This window comes from Lactococcus cremoris subsp. cremoris KW2, assembly GCF_000468955.1.
Classification (GTDB): domain Bacteria; phylum Bacillota; class Bacilli; order Lactobacillales; family Streptococcaceae; genus Lactococcus; species Lactococcus cremoris.
Window position 1 is genome coordinate 585,890 of record NC_022369.1, and the last position, 15,419, is coordinate 601,308.

The 15,419-nt window shown below is 35.9% G+C and carries 13 protein-coding genes; 9 read left to right on the forward strand and 4 right to left on the reverse strand.

The features are described from left to right. Positions 1–157 precede the first annotated feature (157 nt). The 4 genes from KW2_RS02970 to eno all read left to right on the forward strand — a co-directional run bounded on the left by KW2_RS02970 (position 158) and on the right by eno (position 5,234). Positions 158–613 (forward strand): CtsR family transcriptional regulator, encoded by a 456-nt coding sequence (locus KW2_RS02970; protein ID WP_011834627.1) that lies wholly within the window; start codon positions 158–160, stop codon positions 611–613. Beyond that, positions 603–3,053 carry an ATP-dependent Clp protease ATP-binding subunit gene (locus KW2_RS02975; protein ID WP_021036842.1) on the forward strand — a complete coding sequence of 817 codons (2,451 nt, stop codon included), beginning with the start codon at positions 603–605 and terminating at the stop codon, positions 3,051–3,053. The genes KW2_RS02970 and KW2_RS02975 overlap by 11 nt, the downstream gene beginning before the upstream one ends. Before the next feature lie 134 nt (positions 3,054–3,187). Beyond that, positions 3,188–3,745, forward strand: a complete 558-nt coding sequence (hpf, locus tag KW2_RS02980; protein ID WP_011834629.1) for a ribosome hibernation-promoting factor, HPF/YfiA family — start codon at positions 3,188–3,190, stop codon at positions 3,743–3,745. 187 nt (positions 3,746–3,932) lie between these two features. Then, positions 3,933–5,234 carry a surface-displayed alpha-enolase gene (eno, locus tag KW2_RS02985; protein ID WP_010905473.1) on the forward strand — a complete coding sequence of 434 codons (1,302 nt, stop codon included), beginning with the start codon at positions 3,933–3,935 and terminating at the stop codon, positions 5,232–5,234. Positions 5,235–5,338: 104 nt separating this feature from the next. On the opposite strand, the gene KW2_RS02990 is transcribed toward eno, so the two are convergent. The 4 genes from KW2_RS02990 to KW2_RS03005 form a co-directional block, all read right to left on the reverse strand. Continuing rightward, entirely contained in the window at positions 5,339–6,010 is a 672-nt protein-coding gene (locus KW2_RS02990) for an ABC transporter ATP-binding protein (protein ID WP_011834634.1), read from the reverse strand. A 1-nt stretch (position 6,011) separates the two neighbouring features. Beyond that, positions 6,012–7,085 carry an ABC transporter permease gene (locus KW2_RS02995; RefSeq protein WP_021036843.1) on the reverse strand — a complete coding sequence of 358 codons (1,074 nt, stop codon included), beginning with the start codon at positions 7,083–7,085 and terminating at the stop codon, positions 6,012–6,014. An 11-nt stretch (positions 7,086–7,096) separates the two neighbouring features. Next, on the reverse strand, positions 7,097–7,666 hold the full coding sequence (locus KW2_RS03000) for a TetR/AcrR family transcriptional regulator (protein WP_021036844.1): 570 nt from the start codon (positions 7,664–7,666) through the stop codon (positions 7,097–7,099). Between the two features lie 189 nt (positions 7,667–7,855). Further along, the gene (locus tag KW2_RS03005; protein ID WP_021036845.1) at positions 7,856–9,379 is read right to left on the reverse strand and encodes a class I adenylate-forming enzyme family protein; all 1,524 of its coding nucleotides are present in this window, start codon (positions 9,377–9,379) and stop codon (positions 7,856–7,858) included. A 193-nt stretch (positions 9,380–9,572) separates the two neighbouring features. On the opposite strand from KW2_RS03005, the gene KW2_RS03010 reads away from it, so the two are divergent. From KW2_RS03010 to rpmG, 5 genes are all read left to right on the forward strand, one after another. Next, a complete protein-coding gene (locus tag KW2_RS03010) occupies positions 9,573–10,490 on the forward strand; it encodes a magnesium transporter CorA family protein (protein ID WP_021036846.1) in 918 nt (305 codons plus the stop codon). Positions 10,491–10,750: 260 nt separating this feature from the next. Further along, positions 10,751–13,114 carry a formate C-acetyltransferase gene (gene pflB, locus KW2_RS03015; RefSeq protein WP_021036847.1) on the forward strand — a complete coding sequence of 788 codons (2,364 nt, stop codon included), beginning with the start codon at positions 10,751–10,753 and terminating at the stop codon, positions 13,112–13,114. A gap of 128 nt (positions 13,115–13,242) precedes the next feature. Beyond that, positions 13,243–13,902, forward strand: a complete 660-nt coding sequence (gene coaE, locus KW2_RS03020; protein ID WP_021036848.1) for a dephospho-CoA kinase — start codon at positions 13,243–13,245, stop codon at positions 13,900–13,902. A gap of 2 nt (positions 13,903–13,904) precedes the next feature. After that, the gene (locus KW2_RS03025; protein ID WP_021036849.1) at positions 13,905–15,122 is read left to right on the forward strand and encodes a multidrug efflux MFS transporter; all 1,218 of its coding nucleotides are present in this window, start codon (positions 13,905–13,907) and stop codon (positions 15,120–15,122) included. Next, complete coding sequence (gene rpmG, locus KW2_RS03030; RefSeq protein ID WP_003129585.1) at positions 15,119–15,265, forward strand: 50S ribosomal protein L33; 147 nt, start codon at positions 15,119–15,121, stop codon at positions 15,263–15,265. The genes KW2_RS03025 and rpmG overlap by 4 nt, the downstream gene beginning before the upstream one ends. The last annotated feature ends 154 nt before the right edge of the window (positions 15,266–15,419 follow it).

Sequence of the window (15,419 nt, forward strand, 5' to 3'; positions counted from 1 at the left end):
ACGGTTTTTTTATTTTTTTCTATCAAAAAAACTTCTCTCTAACCAAATGCTAAGTTGCTGAAAAACGCTATTTTTGGTAAAAAAAGTATTTTTTAGGTATAATAGTCAGTAATAGTCAAAGATTATTTAGAAAATGGATAAAAGAAAGGATGGATCGATGGCAGGTCAAAAAAACACATCAGATATTATTGAAGCTTATCTGAGACAACTCCTAGAAGAAGCACAGGTTATTGAAATAAAACGGGCTGATTTAGCTAATCAATTTGACGTAGTTCCAAGTCAGATTAATTATGTTATTAAAACTCGTTTTACAGCCTCTAAAGGTTTTGATGTAGAATCAAAACGTGGTGGCGGTGGTTACATCAAAATTGTAAAATATCAATATTCCGCTCGTCATGAATTTTTAACGGCCCTTTATCAAAAGGTTCCAGCAAATCTCTCAAGTAAGGCTGCTCATGACATCGTTCAACTTCTTTTTGATGAAAAAGTACTGACAGAACGTGAAGGGAATTTACTATTGCTCGTAATCACTGACGGAGCCATCAGTCCCTTTACTCGTGGTATAATGATGAAAAGTATAATAAACAGATTGGATCGTGACGATGAAATTTGAAAATGTAAAATATACACCAACGCTGGACCGAATTTTCGAGAAAGCAGCAGAATATGCCCACCAATATCAATACGGTACGATTGAAAGTGCTCATTTATTGGCAGCAATGGCTACTACTTCAGGCTCAATTGCTTACAGTATTCTTGCTGGAATGAATGTTGATTCTTCAGACTTACTGATTGATTTGGAAGATTTATCTAGCCATGTCAAAGTGAAACGTTCTGAATTGCGTTTCTCTCCTCGCGCAGAAGAAGTGGTTACTGTAGCTAGCTTTTTAGCTGTTCATAATAATGCAGAAGCAGTAGGAACAGAGCATTTGCTTTATGCATTACTTCAAGTCGAAGATGGTTTTGGTCTTCAACTTTTGAAGTTACAAAAAATCAACATTGTTTCTTTGCGAAAAGAAATTGAAAAAAGAACAGGACTTAAAGTTCCAGAAAACAAAAAAGCTGTAACACCAATGTCCAAACGTAAGATGGCAAAAGGGGTAGCAGAGAATTCAAGTACACCAACTTTGGATTCAGTTTCTTCAGATTTAACTGAAGCTGCTCGTTCAGGAAAGCTTGACCCAATGATTGGTCGGGAAGCAGAAGTTGACCGTTTGATTCATATTCTTAGTCGTAGAACAAAAAATAACCCTGTTTTAGTTGGCGAACCTGGTGTTGGTAAATCAGCAATAATCGAGGGATTGGCTCAAAGAATTGTCAACGGCCAAGTACCTATCGGTTTGATGAATAGCCGGATTATGGCCCTAAATATGGCAACTGTTGTTGCTGGTACAAAATTTAGAGGTGAATTTGAAGACCGCTTGACAGCAATTGTTGAAGAAGTAAGTGCTGACCCAGATGTCATCATTTTCATTGATGAATTGCATACAATTATTGGTGCTGGCGGGGGCATGGACTCGGTCAATGATGCAGCAAATATTTTAAAACCAGCCCTTGCACGTGGTGATTTTCAAATGGTTGGGGCAACGACTTATCATGAATACCAAAAATACATTGAAAAAGATGAAGCGTTAGAACGTCGTTTGGCAAGAATCAATGTTGATGAGCCAAGTTCAGATGAAGCCATTGCTATCCTACAAGGGTTACGTGAGAAATTTGAAGATTATCATCAAGTAAAATTTACTGACCAAGCGATTAAAAGCGCTGTGACACTTAGTGTTCGGTACATGACCAGTCGCAAATTGCCTGATAAAGCCATCGACTTGCTTGATGAAGCAGCGGCAGCAGTTAAAATTTCTGTTAAAAACCAAGAAACAAAACGTCTTGAATTAGAGAAAGACTTAGTTAAAGCTCAAGAAGAACTAGCGGAAGCTGTCATTAAACTTGATGTTAAAGCCTCTCGCATCAAAGAAAAAGCTGTTGAAAAAATTTCTGACAAGATTTATAAATTCTCAATAAAAGAGGAAAAACGTCAAGAAGTTACTGACCAAGCTGTTATTGCTGTTGCCTCAACGCTGACAGGTGTTCCAATTACTCAAATGACTAAATCTGAAAGCGACCGTTTGATTAATCTTGAAAAAGAATTGCACAAACGGGTCGTTGGTCAAGAAGAAGCAATTTCTGCGGTTTCAAGAGCCATTCGTCGGGCACGTTCTGGTGTGGCTGATAGTCGCCGTCCAATGGGTTCATTTATGTTTCTTGGACCAACTGGTGTTGGGAAAACTGAGTTAGCTAAGGCCTTGGCCGATAGTGTTTTTGGTAGCGAAGACAACATGATTCGAGTGGACATGAGTGAATTCATGGAAAAACATTCAACTTCACGCTTGATTGGGGCCCCTCCAGGATATGTTGGTTATGATGAAGGTGGTCAATTGACTGAACGCGTTCGTAATAAACCCTATTCTGTGGTTCTTTTAGATGAAGTTGAGAAAGCTCATCCTGACGTTTTCAATATCATGCTCCAAATTTTAGACGATGGATTTGTGACAGATACAAAGGGCCGCAAAGTTGATTTTAGAAACACAATTATTATCATGACTTCAAACTTGGGTGCAACGGCTCTTCGTGATGATAAAACAGTTGGTTTTGGTGCAAAAAATATCACGGCTGACTACTCAGCTATGCAATCAAGAATTTTGGAAGAACTTAAACGTCATTATCGTCCAGAGTTTCTCAATCGTATTGATGAAAACATTGTTTTCCATTCATTGGAAAGTCAAGAAATTGAACAAATTGTTAAGATTATGAGCAAATCTTTGATTAAACGTTTGGCGGAACAAGATATTCATGTGAAACTTACGCCATCAGCAATAAAACTAATCGCTGAAGTAGGATTTGACCCAGAATATGGGGCACGTCCATTGCGTAAAGCACTCCAAAAAGAAGTTGAAGATCTTTTAAGTGAACAATTGCTCTCGGGTGAGATTAAAGCAGGAAATCATATTTCCATTGGTGCTTCTAATAAAAAAATTAAAATCGCTCAAATTGTTTGAGATGAAAGCTGTTTCATGTTATAATTAAATTAGAAATAAAGGAAAGGACAGTTCGAAAAGATTCAGAAGTCCTGAAAATTCCAAAAGTTTAAGGGCTTCATTGAAACAAAAAGAACTGTTGAAGAGGTACTCTTATGATCAAATTTAATATCCGTGGCGAAAACGTCGAAGTGACCGATGCAATCCGCGCTTATGTTGAAGACAAAATCGGAAAACTCGATAAATATTTCAACGATGGTCATGAAGTAACAGCCTATGTTAATCTTAAAGTTTACACTGAAAAACGAGCTAAAGTTGAAGTAACTCTTCCAGCCAAAAATGTAACTCTCCGTGCAGAAGACACTTCACAAGATATGTACTCATCAATTGATTTTGTTGAAGAAAAACTCGAACGTCAAATTCGTAAATACAAGACACGTATGAACCGTAAACCACGTAATGCTGTCCCAACTGGACAAGTTTTTGGTGATGAATTTGCTCCATTAGATACAACTGATGAAGTTGCTGAGGATCACGTAGATATTGTACGGACTAAACATGTTGCTTTAAAACCGATGGATGCTGAAGAAGCAGTACTTCAAATGGACATGTTAGGTCATGATTTCTACGTCTTTACAGATGCTGACAGTAATGGAACACATGTCGTTTACCGTCGTACAGATGGTCGTTATGGCTTAATTGAAACAGAATAAAAATTAAGGATAGATTTTTTCTATCCTTTTTCATTATTACTCAAATGATAAAATTTCAAAATGTAAGCGCAAAACCTTTTGAAGTTTAGGTTTGCGAAGATTTTCACTTGAAAAATCTTTCAAAAAATAGTAAAATCAAAGATGTATTAAGAGTGCAGACGCACTTAAAAATAATAAGGAGACTAAAATGTCAATTATTACTGATATTTATGCTCGCGAAGTCCTTGACTCACGCGGTAACCCAACACTTGAAGTTGAAGTTTACACTGAAGACGGTGCATTCGGTCGCGGTATGGTACCTTCAGGTGCTTCTACTGGTGAACACGAAGCGGTTGAACTTCGTGATGGCGACAAATCTCGCTACAACGGACTTGGTACTCAAAAAGCTGTTGACAACGTAAACAACATCATCGCTGAAGCTATCATCGGTTATGAAGTTACTGACCAACAAGCTATTGACCGTGCAATGATTGCTCTTGACGGTACTGAAAACAAAGGTAAATTGGGAGCTAACGCTATTCTTGGTGTTTCTATCGCTGCTGCTCGTGCTGCTGCTGATGAACTTGGTGTTCCACTTTACAACTACCTTGGCGGATTCAACGCTAAAGTATTGCCAACTCCAATGATGAACATCATCAATGGTGGTTCTCACTCAGACGCTCCAATCGCTTTCCAAGAATTCATGATCGTACCAGTTGGTGCACCTACATTCAAAGAAGCGCTTCGTTGGGGTGCTGAAATCTTCCACGCTCTTAAGAAAATTCTTAAAGCTCGTGGACTTGAAACAGCTGTCGGTGACGAAGGTGGATTCGCTCCTAAATTCGACGGAACTGAAGACGGTGTAGAAACTATCCTTAAAGCAATCGAAGCAGCTGGTTATAAAGCTGGTGAAGATGGCGTTATGATCGGTTTCGACTGTGCATCATCAGAATTCTACGAAAACGGTGTTTACGACTACACTAAATTCGAAGGTGAAGGCGGTAAAAAACTTTCAGCTTCTGAACAAGTTGACTACCTTGAAGAACTCGTTTCTAAATACCCAATCATCACTATTGAAGATGGTATGGACGAAAACGACTGGGATGGATGGAAAATCCTTACTGAACGTCTTGGTAAAAAAGTTCAACTCGTTGGTGACGACTTCTTCGTTACAAACACTAAATACCTTGAACGTGGTATCCGTGAAAATGCTTCAAACGCTATCTTGATCAAAGTTAACCAAATCGGTACTTTGACAGAAACTTTCGAAGCTATTGAAATGGCTAAAGAAGCTGGTTTCACAGCAATCGTATCTCACCGTTCAGGTGAAACTGAAGATTCAACAATCTCAGACATCGCTGTTGCAACTAACGCTGGTCAAATCAAAACTGGTTCACTTTCACGTACTGACCGTATGGCTAAATACAACCAATTGCTTCGTATCGAAGACCAATTGGCTGAAGTTGCTCAATACAAAGGTCTTAAAGCATTCTACAACCTTAAAAAATAAGGTTTATCAATGAATGATTTAACAATAGCTCTTCTCTTTAGTTAGAGAGGAGCTATTTTTATGAAAATAATTAATAAAAAAACTACTAGTTTACTAGTAGTTTTTTATATTTTTGATAAGAGTCCATCTTCAATCTGATAGACGCTGTCACTATTTTTAATCATTCTTTGGTCATGGGTTACCATAATTGTCGCTTTATTCTTTAGATGAGCTTCTTGTCTTAATAATTCAACAACTTGATAAGCGTGTTCAGTATCCAAACTTGCTGTCGGTTCATCAGCTAATATTAGATTTGGTTCATTAAATAATGCACGGGCAATGGCCGCTCTTTGTCGTTCACCGCCAGAAAGGTCACTAGGATACTTATTTTTTAAATCCAAAATATCAAGTGAGTCGAGAAGTTCAAGCCCTTTTTTAGAAGCTAACTTTTCATGATTAATTTTATCAATTAAAAGAAATTGTTCCTCAAGCGTCAAATATGGAATTAAGTTTGAACTTTGTAAGATAAATCCTATTTCTTTAAATCTGAGTTTAGAACGTTTTTTCTCTGAAAGTGGTGTAAAATCTAACCCATTAATCGTTATATTCCCAGAAGTAGGACTCTGTAATCCTCCTGCTATTGTAAGGAAAGTGCTTTTCCCAGAACCAGAAGGACCAATAATTGAAACAAATTCTCCTTGGTTCACTTCTAAGTTGATTCCTTTTAGAGCTTGAATCTTATTATGACCACTCCCAAAGGATTTTGTAATATTATCCATTTTAAGTATTGCTTTCATTTTAACCTCCAATTGCTTTTGTTGGGTCAATCTTGCGAATTGTAATGATTGAAAAAAGTGACCCAATAATTGATACGATGATGAGAATGAGAGAGTAAAGTAACCAGTTTGTTATGCTAACTTCAAAAGGCATCGCTTCGGGTAGGATAAAGCTGGTACCATAGCTCGCAACAAAGGCAACTAAAACACCCAATAAGCTAAGAATGAAAGTTTGACCAAGTAAGGAGTTCATGATTGTAGTATTTGAAATCCCTTGTGCTTTCATGATTCCAAAAATTGGTACTTTTTGTAAGGTAATCACATACATAAATACTCCGATGATTAGTAGAACGATGAGGAATAAGAAATAAATCATAGCGCTTAGCGTCATATTTTGCGCAGAGTATCCAGGAATGTCGTTTATTAATTCAGGAATAGAAATTACTTTATATTGATTTGAAATTGCTGAATTGATATCAATTTTTCCTGATTTGACAACTAGAGCGTTCACAGAAAAAGGAGTCTTACTATTCTTGCCATATTTTATTTGATTGAGAGCAGAGAAAGAGGTGTAAACGGTTGGGCTTGCAGAATAAGAAGATGCTTTAGAAATACCGACAATTTTTAGCTTAATATTGTTATTACCAATGGAAACTTCTTGACCAATCTTATATCCTTGATTAGCCAATTTTTTCGAGATAATAATATCTAAACTATTGTCAGCAAATTTTTTCCCATCAAGGACTTTTGGCATGATATTTGAATCGCTTGGTAAAGCCATCACTGTGATATTGCTTCGTTCACTATTTGTCTTACGCATTGAAGTGGAAAACAATGATAATTCTGAGCCATTTTCCACCTTAATTTTTTCTAAATCACTAGAAGAAATTTGCGAAGCAGAAATAATATTGTTTGAACTGGTTGATAGAATTATTTTCTCGGCATTCCAATCAATAACCGACTGTTTAAATTGATTGGCAAGTCCAACGGAAAGGCCAGACAGTATAAAAACTACATAAGCGATTAAAAAAATAATGGCTCCGATTAAAGTGTAGCGAGCCTTATTATAACGAATTTCTCTAAGTGCTAAAAACATAAAATTCCTTTCTATTTTTTGCTTTCAGTAACATAATTAAGCAAGCCCTCTGTGAGCAATTTGATTTCTTTATCGTAAGTTTCAATAAACTTTTGTTCATCCCAATTTTCACTAAACATGCGATAAACTAGATTGTGAATGACTGATTTTAATACTTGGGAAATAGGATTATCAAGTTCACGAGTGGGAACAGTTACCTCGCCTTTAGGCTTCCAATCTCTTTCTAATTCATAAGTCCAATCTAAAAATCGATATTTATAAAGATTATATTGGGGCGAATTTACTAAATTTTCAAGAAGAAGATACTTGTATTTATTAAGAGAAACTTCTAGAGGATATTCTTTTAGTAAATTAAAAAATAAATCATGAATCTCGACAGTTTCCTGTGACAAGATATAATAATATGAATCCTTCAAATCTTCAAAGTATTGATAAAAACTTCCTCTTGGGATATCAAGTGCTTTTACGATGTGCATGATTTTAGCTTCATGGAAAGAGTGCGTTTGAAATTCTAGTAAACAGGCATCATAAACACGTTTTCGTTTTTCGTCAGAAAGACTAAAATAGGTTGATTTTGGCATTTTTTCTCCAATCATTCAATTTATGACACTGTGTCATTTATTTAATTCTAACAAATAAAATTCTTAACTTCAATAATTTGAATTTATATTGAAAAAAACTACTGACAGACCTGTCAGTAGTTTTACTTTTAAGTTTTTTGATAAATTAATTTACTGACAGATATTAATCAGCAAAATATTTAGGATAATTTATTTGGCTAAGTCTCTTTCAAGAGCTAATCTTTGAACTTTCATTGTTGCAGTACGTGGAATTTCATCATAAGCCATGAGAATAGGTTCATTTAAAAATGGTAAGTCAACAATTGAAGCCCACCAAGCTGACCAATCCATTTCAGCATTGTCAGCCAAGGCCAAGATAGGTTGTGGTTTTCCAGATTTATCGCGAATAATCACAACTTCATCTAAAAAATCATGTTGATCTAAAAGGATGTCTTCAATTGCTAAATTTGATTCAATTTTATCAATTAAATCGACTTGACGGTCATGGAGAAAAAGATTTCCTTCTTCATTCATTAGGCCCCAATCGCCAGTATCCCACCAGTCGCCATAGACTTCTTTGTTGAAACGATCCTCTTCTTTGTAGTAAGTCAAAGCACGTCCTTTAGAAAGGAAATGAATTCTTCCAGGAATGCCTACAGGGCATTCATTTCCATTTTCGTCAGCAATACGTGCCTTAGAAAGACCAGGCATACCAATTCCCATTTCACGAGCATCAGTATCTGCTAGGGTTGATAAACGGTGCTTTTTCCAAATCATTGGACCGCATTCTGACTGACCATAGATTTGTAAAAACACTGGATTGTCGTGTTTAGAGGCTGATAAGAAAGTATGCATTGTTTCTTTATTAATCGCATCAAAAGTTGAATGAAGATAGCGAATCGAAGAAAAAATTTCAGGTTCCTGCTTCGCAAGATTCGCCAAGCGAACAAAGTCATTAGGGTGAGTTTCAAAAGCATAAGGCTGATGTTTAGAAAATAGATTGACAAGATTAATTCTTGATAAATCATTAAGTGGCATTAGGCCAAAACCAAAGGTCATGGCAGATGAAACGCCAATATTGAAACGAGAATGAACGGGCGAAATGTGGAAAGCCAAAATTTCTTCTTTATCAGGCATCCAATCCATGACCGTTCTTTGAAGCACCCAACGCCAGCCCATAGAATTGGCAGAGTGGGCAATCAATTTCGGAACACCAGTTGTTCCAGAAGTATGAGTGAGATAAGCAATCTCGTCATTATCCAGTTGCTGACTATCAACAAGATGACTTGGTTTTTGCGAAGCAAATTTGCTGACAGAAAGTTTTTTAGAATTCTTAAGATTTTTCATCTCTGTCACAGTCTGGTCAGTCACTTGGTCATAAATGAGCCAAGGGTCATCTAAACGACCAGCCAAAATATCCATTGTTTCAGCAGGGAGGTGGTAAGAAATCATCGCTGGAACTGCACCAAGATAAGAAACAGCTACGGCAAGAAGATAGGTATCAAAAGCACTTGATTTAAAAATAATGACTTTGTCAGATTTTTTGATTCCTAGTTCCGATAAAAGACTTGCCTTATCAACAATTGCTTGATGGGTCTTTTGGTAAGTTGTTTCCAGAGCTAATTCAGGGAAGGCACCAACAGTTTGGTCAAAAATAATTGGGCTATCAGGAAATTGTTCCGCTGATTTTTTAAAGTTTAGATACAGGTTTAGGGGTTCATGTTTGAATTTCAAAAATAGTCTCCTCAAGTTAATAAGTTTATTATATCACAAAGTATTATTTAGACCAACTTCCTTCAAAAAACTTTTCGTTAAGGCTTTGAAATAAAATAATGAGAAAAAAATAGGAAAATCTGCTACAATTAGAAGGAGAAGAAGAGGATTTAAATCCTTTTTTATTAGGAAAAGAAGGGATAGATAGGCTGATATGATAAAAAATTATGAACTATCCAATGAAAAAAAATTGATCTCAACTTCTGAGATGAAGAATTTCACTTATGTCCTCAATCCAACACGTGAAGAAATTGGGAATATCTCAGAACACTATGATTTTCCTTTTGACTATCTATCTGGAATTTTAGATGACTATGAAAATGCCCGTTTTGAAACAGATGATAATGACAACAATCTGATTCTTTTGCAATATCCCGCCTTGTCCAACTATGGAGAAGTGGCTACTTTTCCATATTCTTTGGTTTGGACTAAGAATGAATCGGTTATTTTGGCCCTTAACCATGAAATTGATAATGGTCTCATTTTTGAACGAGAATATGATTATAAACGCTATAAACACCAACTGATTTTTCAAGTGATGTACCAAATGACTCATACTTTTCATGATTATTTGAGAGACTTTAGAACAAGGCGCCGCCGGCTTGAAGTTGGTATCAAAAATTCAACAAAAAATGACCAAATTGTTGACTTAATTGCCATTCAAGCAAGTTTGATTTATTTTGAAGATGCGCTGCACAATAATATGCAAGTTCTTCAAAATTTTATTGATTACTTACGAGAAGATGATGAAGATGGTTTTGCCGAAAAAATCTATGATATTTTTGTCGAAACAGACCAAGCTTATACAGAAACCAAGATTCAGCTCAAGTTACTAGAAAATCTCCGAGATTTGTTCTCAAACATTGTCTCTAATAATTTGAATATCGTCATGAAAATTATGACCTCAGCAACATTTGTTCTAGGTATTCCGGCGGTTATTGTCGGCTTTTATGGAATGAATGTTCCGATTCCTGGTCAAAATTTTAATTGGATGGTCTGGCTCATTTTGGTGCTTGGAATTTTATTATGTGTTTGGGTTACTTGGTGGCTACACAAAAAAGATATGTTATGAATGGAGAAAATTTCTCCATTTTTTTCATCTTTGTGAAAAAATTAATTAGTGATAATAAATCATGAAGCTAGCAATGTTTGTCAAAGTTATTTTGTGAATTAATTATGAAAACGTTTTAAAAAAGTATAACAGATATTAAAATAATTGAAACTGTATTAGTAAAGAATCTGTAATTTCTCTTGAATTCTGTTTGCTATTATCAAACTGTATGATATAATGAAGTTGTAATTTGAAACAGAAAGAACAAAGGAGATTTCAAAATGAAAACCGAAGTTACGGAAAATATCTTTGAACAAGCTTGGGATGGTTTTAAAGGAACCAACTGGCGCGATAAAGCAAGCGTTACTCGCTTTGTACAAGAAAACTACAAACCATATGATGGTGACGAAAGCTTTCTTGCTGGGCCAACAGAACGTACACTTAAAGTAAAGAAAATTATTGAAGATACAAAAAATCACTACGAAGAAGTAGGATTTCCCTTTGATACTGACCGCGTAACCTCTATTGATAAAATTCCTGCTGGATATATTGATGCTAATGATAAAGAACTTGAACTCATCTATGGGATGCAAAATAGCGAACTTTTCCGCTTAAACTTCATGCCAAGAGGTGGACTTCGTGTTGCTGAAAAGATTTTGACAGAACACGGTCTTTCAGTTGACCCAGGTTTGCATGATGTTTTGTCACAAACAATGACTTCTGTAAATGATGGAATCTTCCGTGCTTATACTTCAGCAATTCGTAAAGCACGTCACGCTCACACTGTAACAGGTTTGCCTGATGCATACTCTCGTGGTCGTATCATCGGGGTATATGCACGTCTTGCTCTTTATGGAGCTGACTACCTTATGAAGGAAAAAGCAAAAGAATGGGATGCAATCACTGAAATTAATGATGATAACATTCGTCTTAAAGAAGAAATTAACATGCAATACCAAGCTTTGCAAGAAGTTGTAAACTTTGGTGCTTTGTATGGTCTTGACGTTTCTCGTCCAGCGATGAACGTAAAAGAAGCAATCCAATGGGTTAATATTGCATACATGGCAGTTTGTCGTGTTATCAATGGTGCTGCAACTTCACTTGGACGTGTGCCAATCGTTCTTGACATCTTTGCAGAACGTGACCTTGCTCGTGGAACATTTACTGAACAAGAAATCCAAGAATTTGTTGATGATTTCGTTTTGAAACTTCGTACAATGAAATTTGCTCGTGCTGCTGCATATGATGAACTTTATTCTGGTGACCCAACATTCATCACAACATCTATGGCTGGTATGGGTAATGACGGACGCCACCGTGTCACTAAAATGGACTACCGTTTCTTGAACACACTTGATACAATCGGAAATGCTCCAGAACCAAACTTGACAGTTCTTTGGGACTCTAAACTTCCATATTCATTCAAACGTTATTCAATGTCTATGAGTCACAAACACTCATCTATCCAATATGAAGGTGTTGAAACAATGGCTAAAGATGGATATGGCGAAATGTCATGTATCTCTTGTTGTGTCTCACCACTTGACCCAGAAAATGAAGAAGGACGTCATAATCTCCAATACTTTGGTGCGCGTGTAAACGTCTTGAAAGCAATGTTGACTGGTTTGAACGGTGGTTACGATGACGTTCATAAAGATTATAAAGTATTCGATATTGAACCTGTTCGTGATGAAATTCTTGACTATGATACAGTTATGGAAAACTTCGACAAATCACTCAACTGGTTAACTGATACTTATGTTGATGCAATGAATATCATTCACTACATGACTGACAAATATAACTATGAAGCAGTTCAAATGGCCTTCTTGCCTACTAAAGTTCGTGCTAACATGGGATTTGGTATCTGTGGTTTTGCAAATACAGTTGATTCACTTTCAGCAATTAAATATGCTAAAGTTAAAACTTTACGTGATGAAAATGGCTACATCTACGATTATGAAGTAGAAGGTGACTTCCCACGTTATGGTGAAGATGATGACCGTGCTGATGATATCGCTAAACTTGTCATGAAAATGTATCATGAAAAATTAGCTTCACACAAACTTTACAAAAATGCTGAAGCTACTGTTTCACTTTTGACAATCACATCTAACGTTGCTTACTCTAAACAAACTGGTAACTCTCCAGTTCATAAAGGAGTATTCCTCAATGAAGATGGTACAGTAAACAAATCTAAACTTGAATTCTTCTCACCAGGTGCTAACCCATCTAACAAAGCTAAAGGTGGATGGTTGCAAAATCTTCGTTCATTAGCTAAATTGGAATTCAAAGATGCAAATGACGGTATTTCATTAACTACTCAAGTTTCTCCTCGTGCACTTGGTAAAACTCGTGATGAACAAGTAGATAACTTGGTTCAAATTCTTGATGGATACTTCACACCAGGAGCTTTGATTAACGGTACTGAATTTGCAGGTCAACACGTTAACTTGAACGTTATGGACCTTAAAGATGTTTACGATAAAATCATGCGTGGTGAAGATGTTATCGTTCGTATCTCTGGATACTGTGTTAACACTAAATACCTCACACCTGAACAAAAACAAGAATTAACTGAACGTGTCTTCCATGAAGTACTTTCAAATGATGATGAAGAAGTAATGCACACTTCAAATATTTAATTCTTAGTATTAAAAAATATAAAGTCTGTCAGTTCTACTGACAGACTTTTTTTCTATAAATTAATTATAATAGTTAAAAACTATTATTTTTAGTTTAAGAAAAATAAAATTTGTGCTAAAATAGATGAATGATAAAGGTAATCGGATTAACAGGCGGAATTGCGAGTGGGAAATCAACGGTGGTTGATTTTTTGATTTCTGAAGGTTATCAAGTGATTGATGCTGACAAAGTTGTCCGTCAGCTGCAAGAACCTGATGGGAAACTTTTTAATGCAATAATGGAAACTTTCGGTTCAGATTTTACTGACAAAAATGGGAAATTAAACCGAGCAAAATTGAGTGCTTTAGTTTTTTCTGACCCAAATCAACGTCAAAAATTGTCGAATTTACAAGACGAGATTATTCGTAAAGAATTATATGCTAGACGTGACCAGCTGATAAAAGAGCTCAGTGAAAAGTCTGTCAGTAACAGCTTTGATACAGAAGCGCAACCAAAAAATTCGTCAGTAAATCAAATCATATTTATGGATATTCCATTATTATTAGAATATCATTATGAAGGTTTTGATGAAATTTGGTTAGTTGCGATACCTGAAAATTTACAAATTGAAAGATTAATGGCAAGAAATAGCTTTACAGAAGAAGAAGCTAAAAAACGAATTTCTTCACAAATGTCATTGTCAGAAAAGAAAAAATATGCAGATATAATTTTAGATAATTCTGGAACCATTGATGCACTAAAGAAACAAATCCAGCAAGAATTGGCTAGGATAATCAAAGAGAAATAGGGGTGAATCACACGAAAACAGTTAATTGGAAAAGGAATTTATTTATAACATGGATTGGCTGCTTTTTTGTAGGCTCTTCATTTTCATTAGTGATGCCCTTTTTGCCTTTGTACATACAAGGATTGGGCGTAAGTGGTGGGAATGTTGAACTTTACTCAGGGTTAGCTTTTTCTTTGCCAGCATTAGCTTCTGGTCTTGTTGCCCCGATTTGGGGACGTTTAGCTGATGAACATGGTCGTAAAGTGATGATGGTAAGAGCTAGTATCGTCATGACTTTGACCATGGGAGGAATCGCATTTGTTCCCAATGTTTGGTGGTTACTTGGCCTTCGCCTACTGATGGGATTTTTCTCAGGCTATATTCCTAACTCGACTGCCATGATTGCCTCACAAGCTCCAAAAGATAAATCAGGCTATGCACTTGGAACCTTAGCTACTGCAATGGTTTCTGGAACATTGATTGGGCCATCACTTGGTGGATTATTAGCCGAGTGGTTTGGAATGGCAAATGTCTTTTTGATTGTAGGGGCTTTATTAGCACTAGCAACTTTACTGACTATCTTTTTTGTTCATGAAAACTTTGAGCCGATTGCAAAAGGTGAAATGTTGTCTAGCAGGGAAATTATTAATAAAGTAAGTAATAAACAAATTCTTTTTGGTTTATTGGTTACAACATTTATTATTCAAATCACCTCACAATCTATTGAACCATTTGTCACTTTATATATTAAAACGCTGACAACAAGCACTAATAATCTGATGTTTATTTCAGGTCTAATTGTCTCTGCAGTTGGCTTATCAGCAATGATGTCCTCAAGTTTTTTGGGTCGTTTAGGTGATAAATATGGATCACATCGATTGATCTTGATTGGTTTGGTTTTCACATTTGTTATTTACTTGCCAATGGCTTTTGTGCAAAGTCCATTACAACTTGGAATTTTAAGATTCCTTCTTGGTTTTGGTACGGGGGCTTTGATGCCGTCAGTAAATTCTCTACTTTCAAAAATTACGCCAAAAGAAGGAGTTAGTCGAATTTTTGCTTATGCACAAATGTGCTCAAATCTCGGAATGGTCACCGGTCCCTTGGTTGGTTCAGCCATTGCTGGGTACATTAGTTATCGAGCAGCCATTGTCGGGACAAGCCTATTTGTCATTGTCAATATCATCTGGTCATTTATTAACTTCCGAAAATATTTACGGAAACGGAGTATTATGGAATGAGAGTTAAAATTACATTAATTTGTAGTTCTTGTGGAAATAAAAACTATATTAGCAGCAAAAATAAGGCCACACATCCAGAAAAAGTGGAAACTATGAAATTTTGTCCGAAAGAACGAATTGTTACACTTCATCGAGAAGGCTAAAAAGCAAGATATTTCTTGCTTTTTTTGTTTAAAATAAGTTTTAAGTATATACAGTCATTAAGAATTGTGATAATATTATATAATAAACTAAACAATATTTCATTAGAGGTATTTTATGCAAAAAAAGACATCTCTCCTTTTTATTCCTTTTAAT

What these genes read in the sequence shown, in the direction of transcription:
- KW2_RS02970 (WP_011834627.1), top strand. Translation starts at nt 158, where the DNA reads ATGGCAGGTCAAAAAAACACATCAGATATTATTGAAGCTTATCTGAGA.
- KW2_RS02975 (WP_021036842.1), top strand. Translation starts at nt 603, where the DNA reads ATGAAATTTGAAAATGTAAAATATACACCAACGCTGGACCGAATTTTC.
- hpf (WP_011834629.1), top strand. Translation starts at nt 3,188, where the DNA reads ATGATCAAATTTAATATCCGTGGCGAAAACGTCGAAGTGACCGATGCA.
- eno (WP_010905473.1), top strand. Translation starts at nt 3,933, where the DNA reads ATGTCAATTATTACTGATATTTATGCTCGCGAAGTCCTTGACTCACGC.
- KW2_RS02990 (WP_011834634.1), bottom strand. Translation starts at nt 6,010, where the DNA reads ATGAAAGCAATACTTAAAATGGATAATATTACAAAATCCTTTGGGAGT.
- KW2_RS02995 (WP_021036843.1), bottom strand. Translation starts at nt 7,085, where the DNA reads ATGTTTTTAGCACTTAGAGAAATTCGTTATAATAAGGCTCGCTACACT.
- KW2_RS03000 (WP_021036844.1), bottom strand. Translation starts at nt 7,666, where the DNA reads ATGCCAAAATCAACCTATTTTAGTCTTTCTGACGAAAAACGAAAACGT.
- KW2_RS03010 (WP_021036846.1), top strand. Translation starts at nt 9,573, where the DNA reads ATGATAAAAAATTATGAACTATCCAATGAAAAAAAATTGATCTCAACT.
- pflB (WP_021036847.1), top strand. Translation starts at nt 10,751, where the DNA reads ATGAAAACCGAAGTTACGGAAAATATCTTTGAACAAGCTTGGGATGGT.
- coaE (WP_021036848.1), top strand. Translation starts at nt 13,243, where the DNA reads ATGATAAAGGTAATCGGATTAACAGGCGGAATTGCGAGTGGGAAATCA.
- rpmG (WP_003129585.1), top strand. Translation starts at nt 15,119, where the DNA reads ATGAGAGTTAAAATTACATTAATTTGTAGTTCTTGTGGAAATAAAAAC.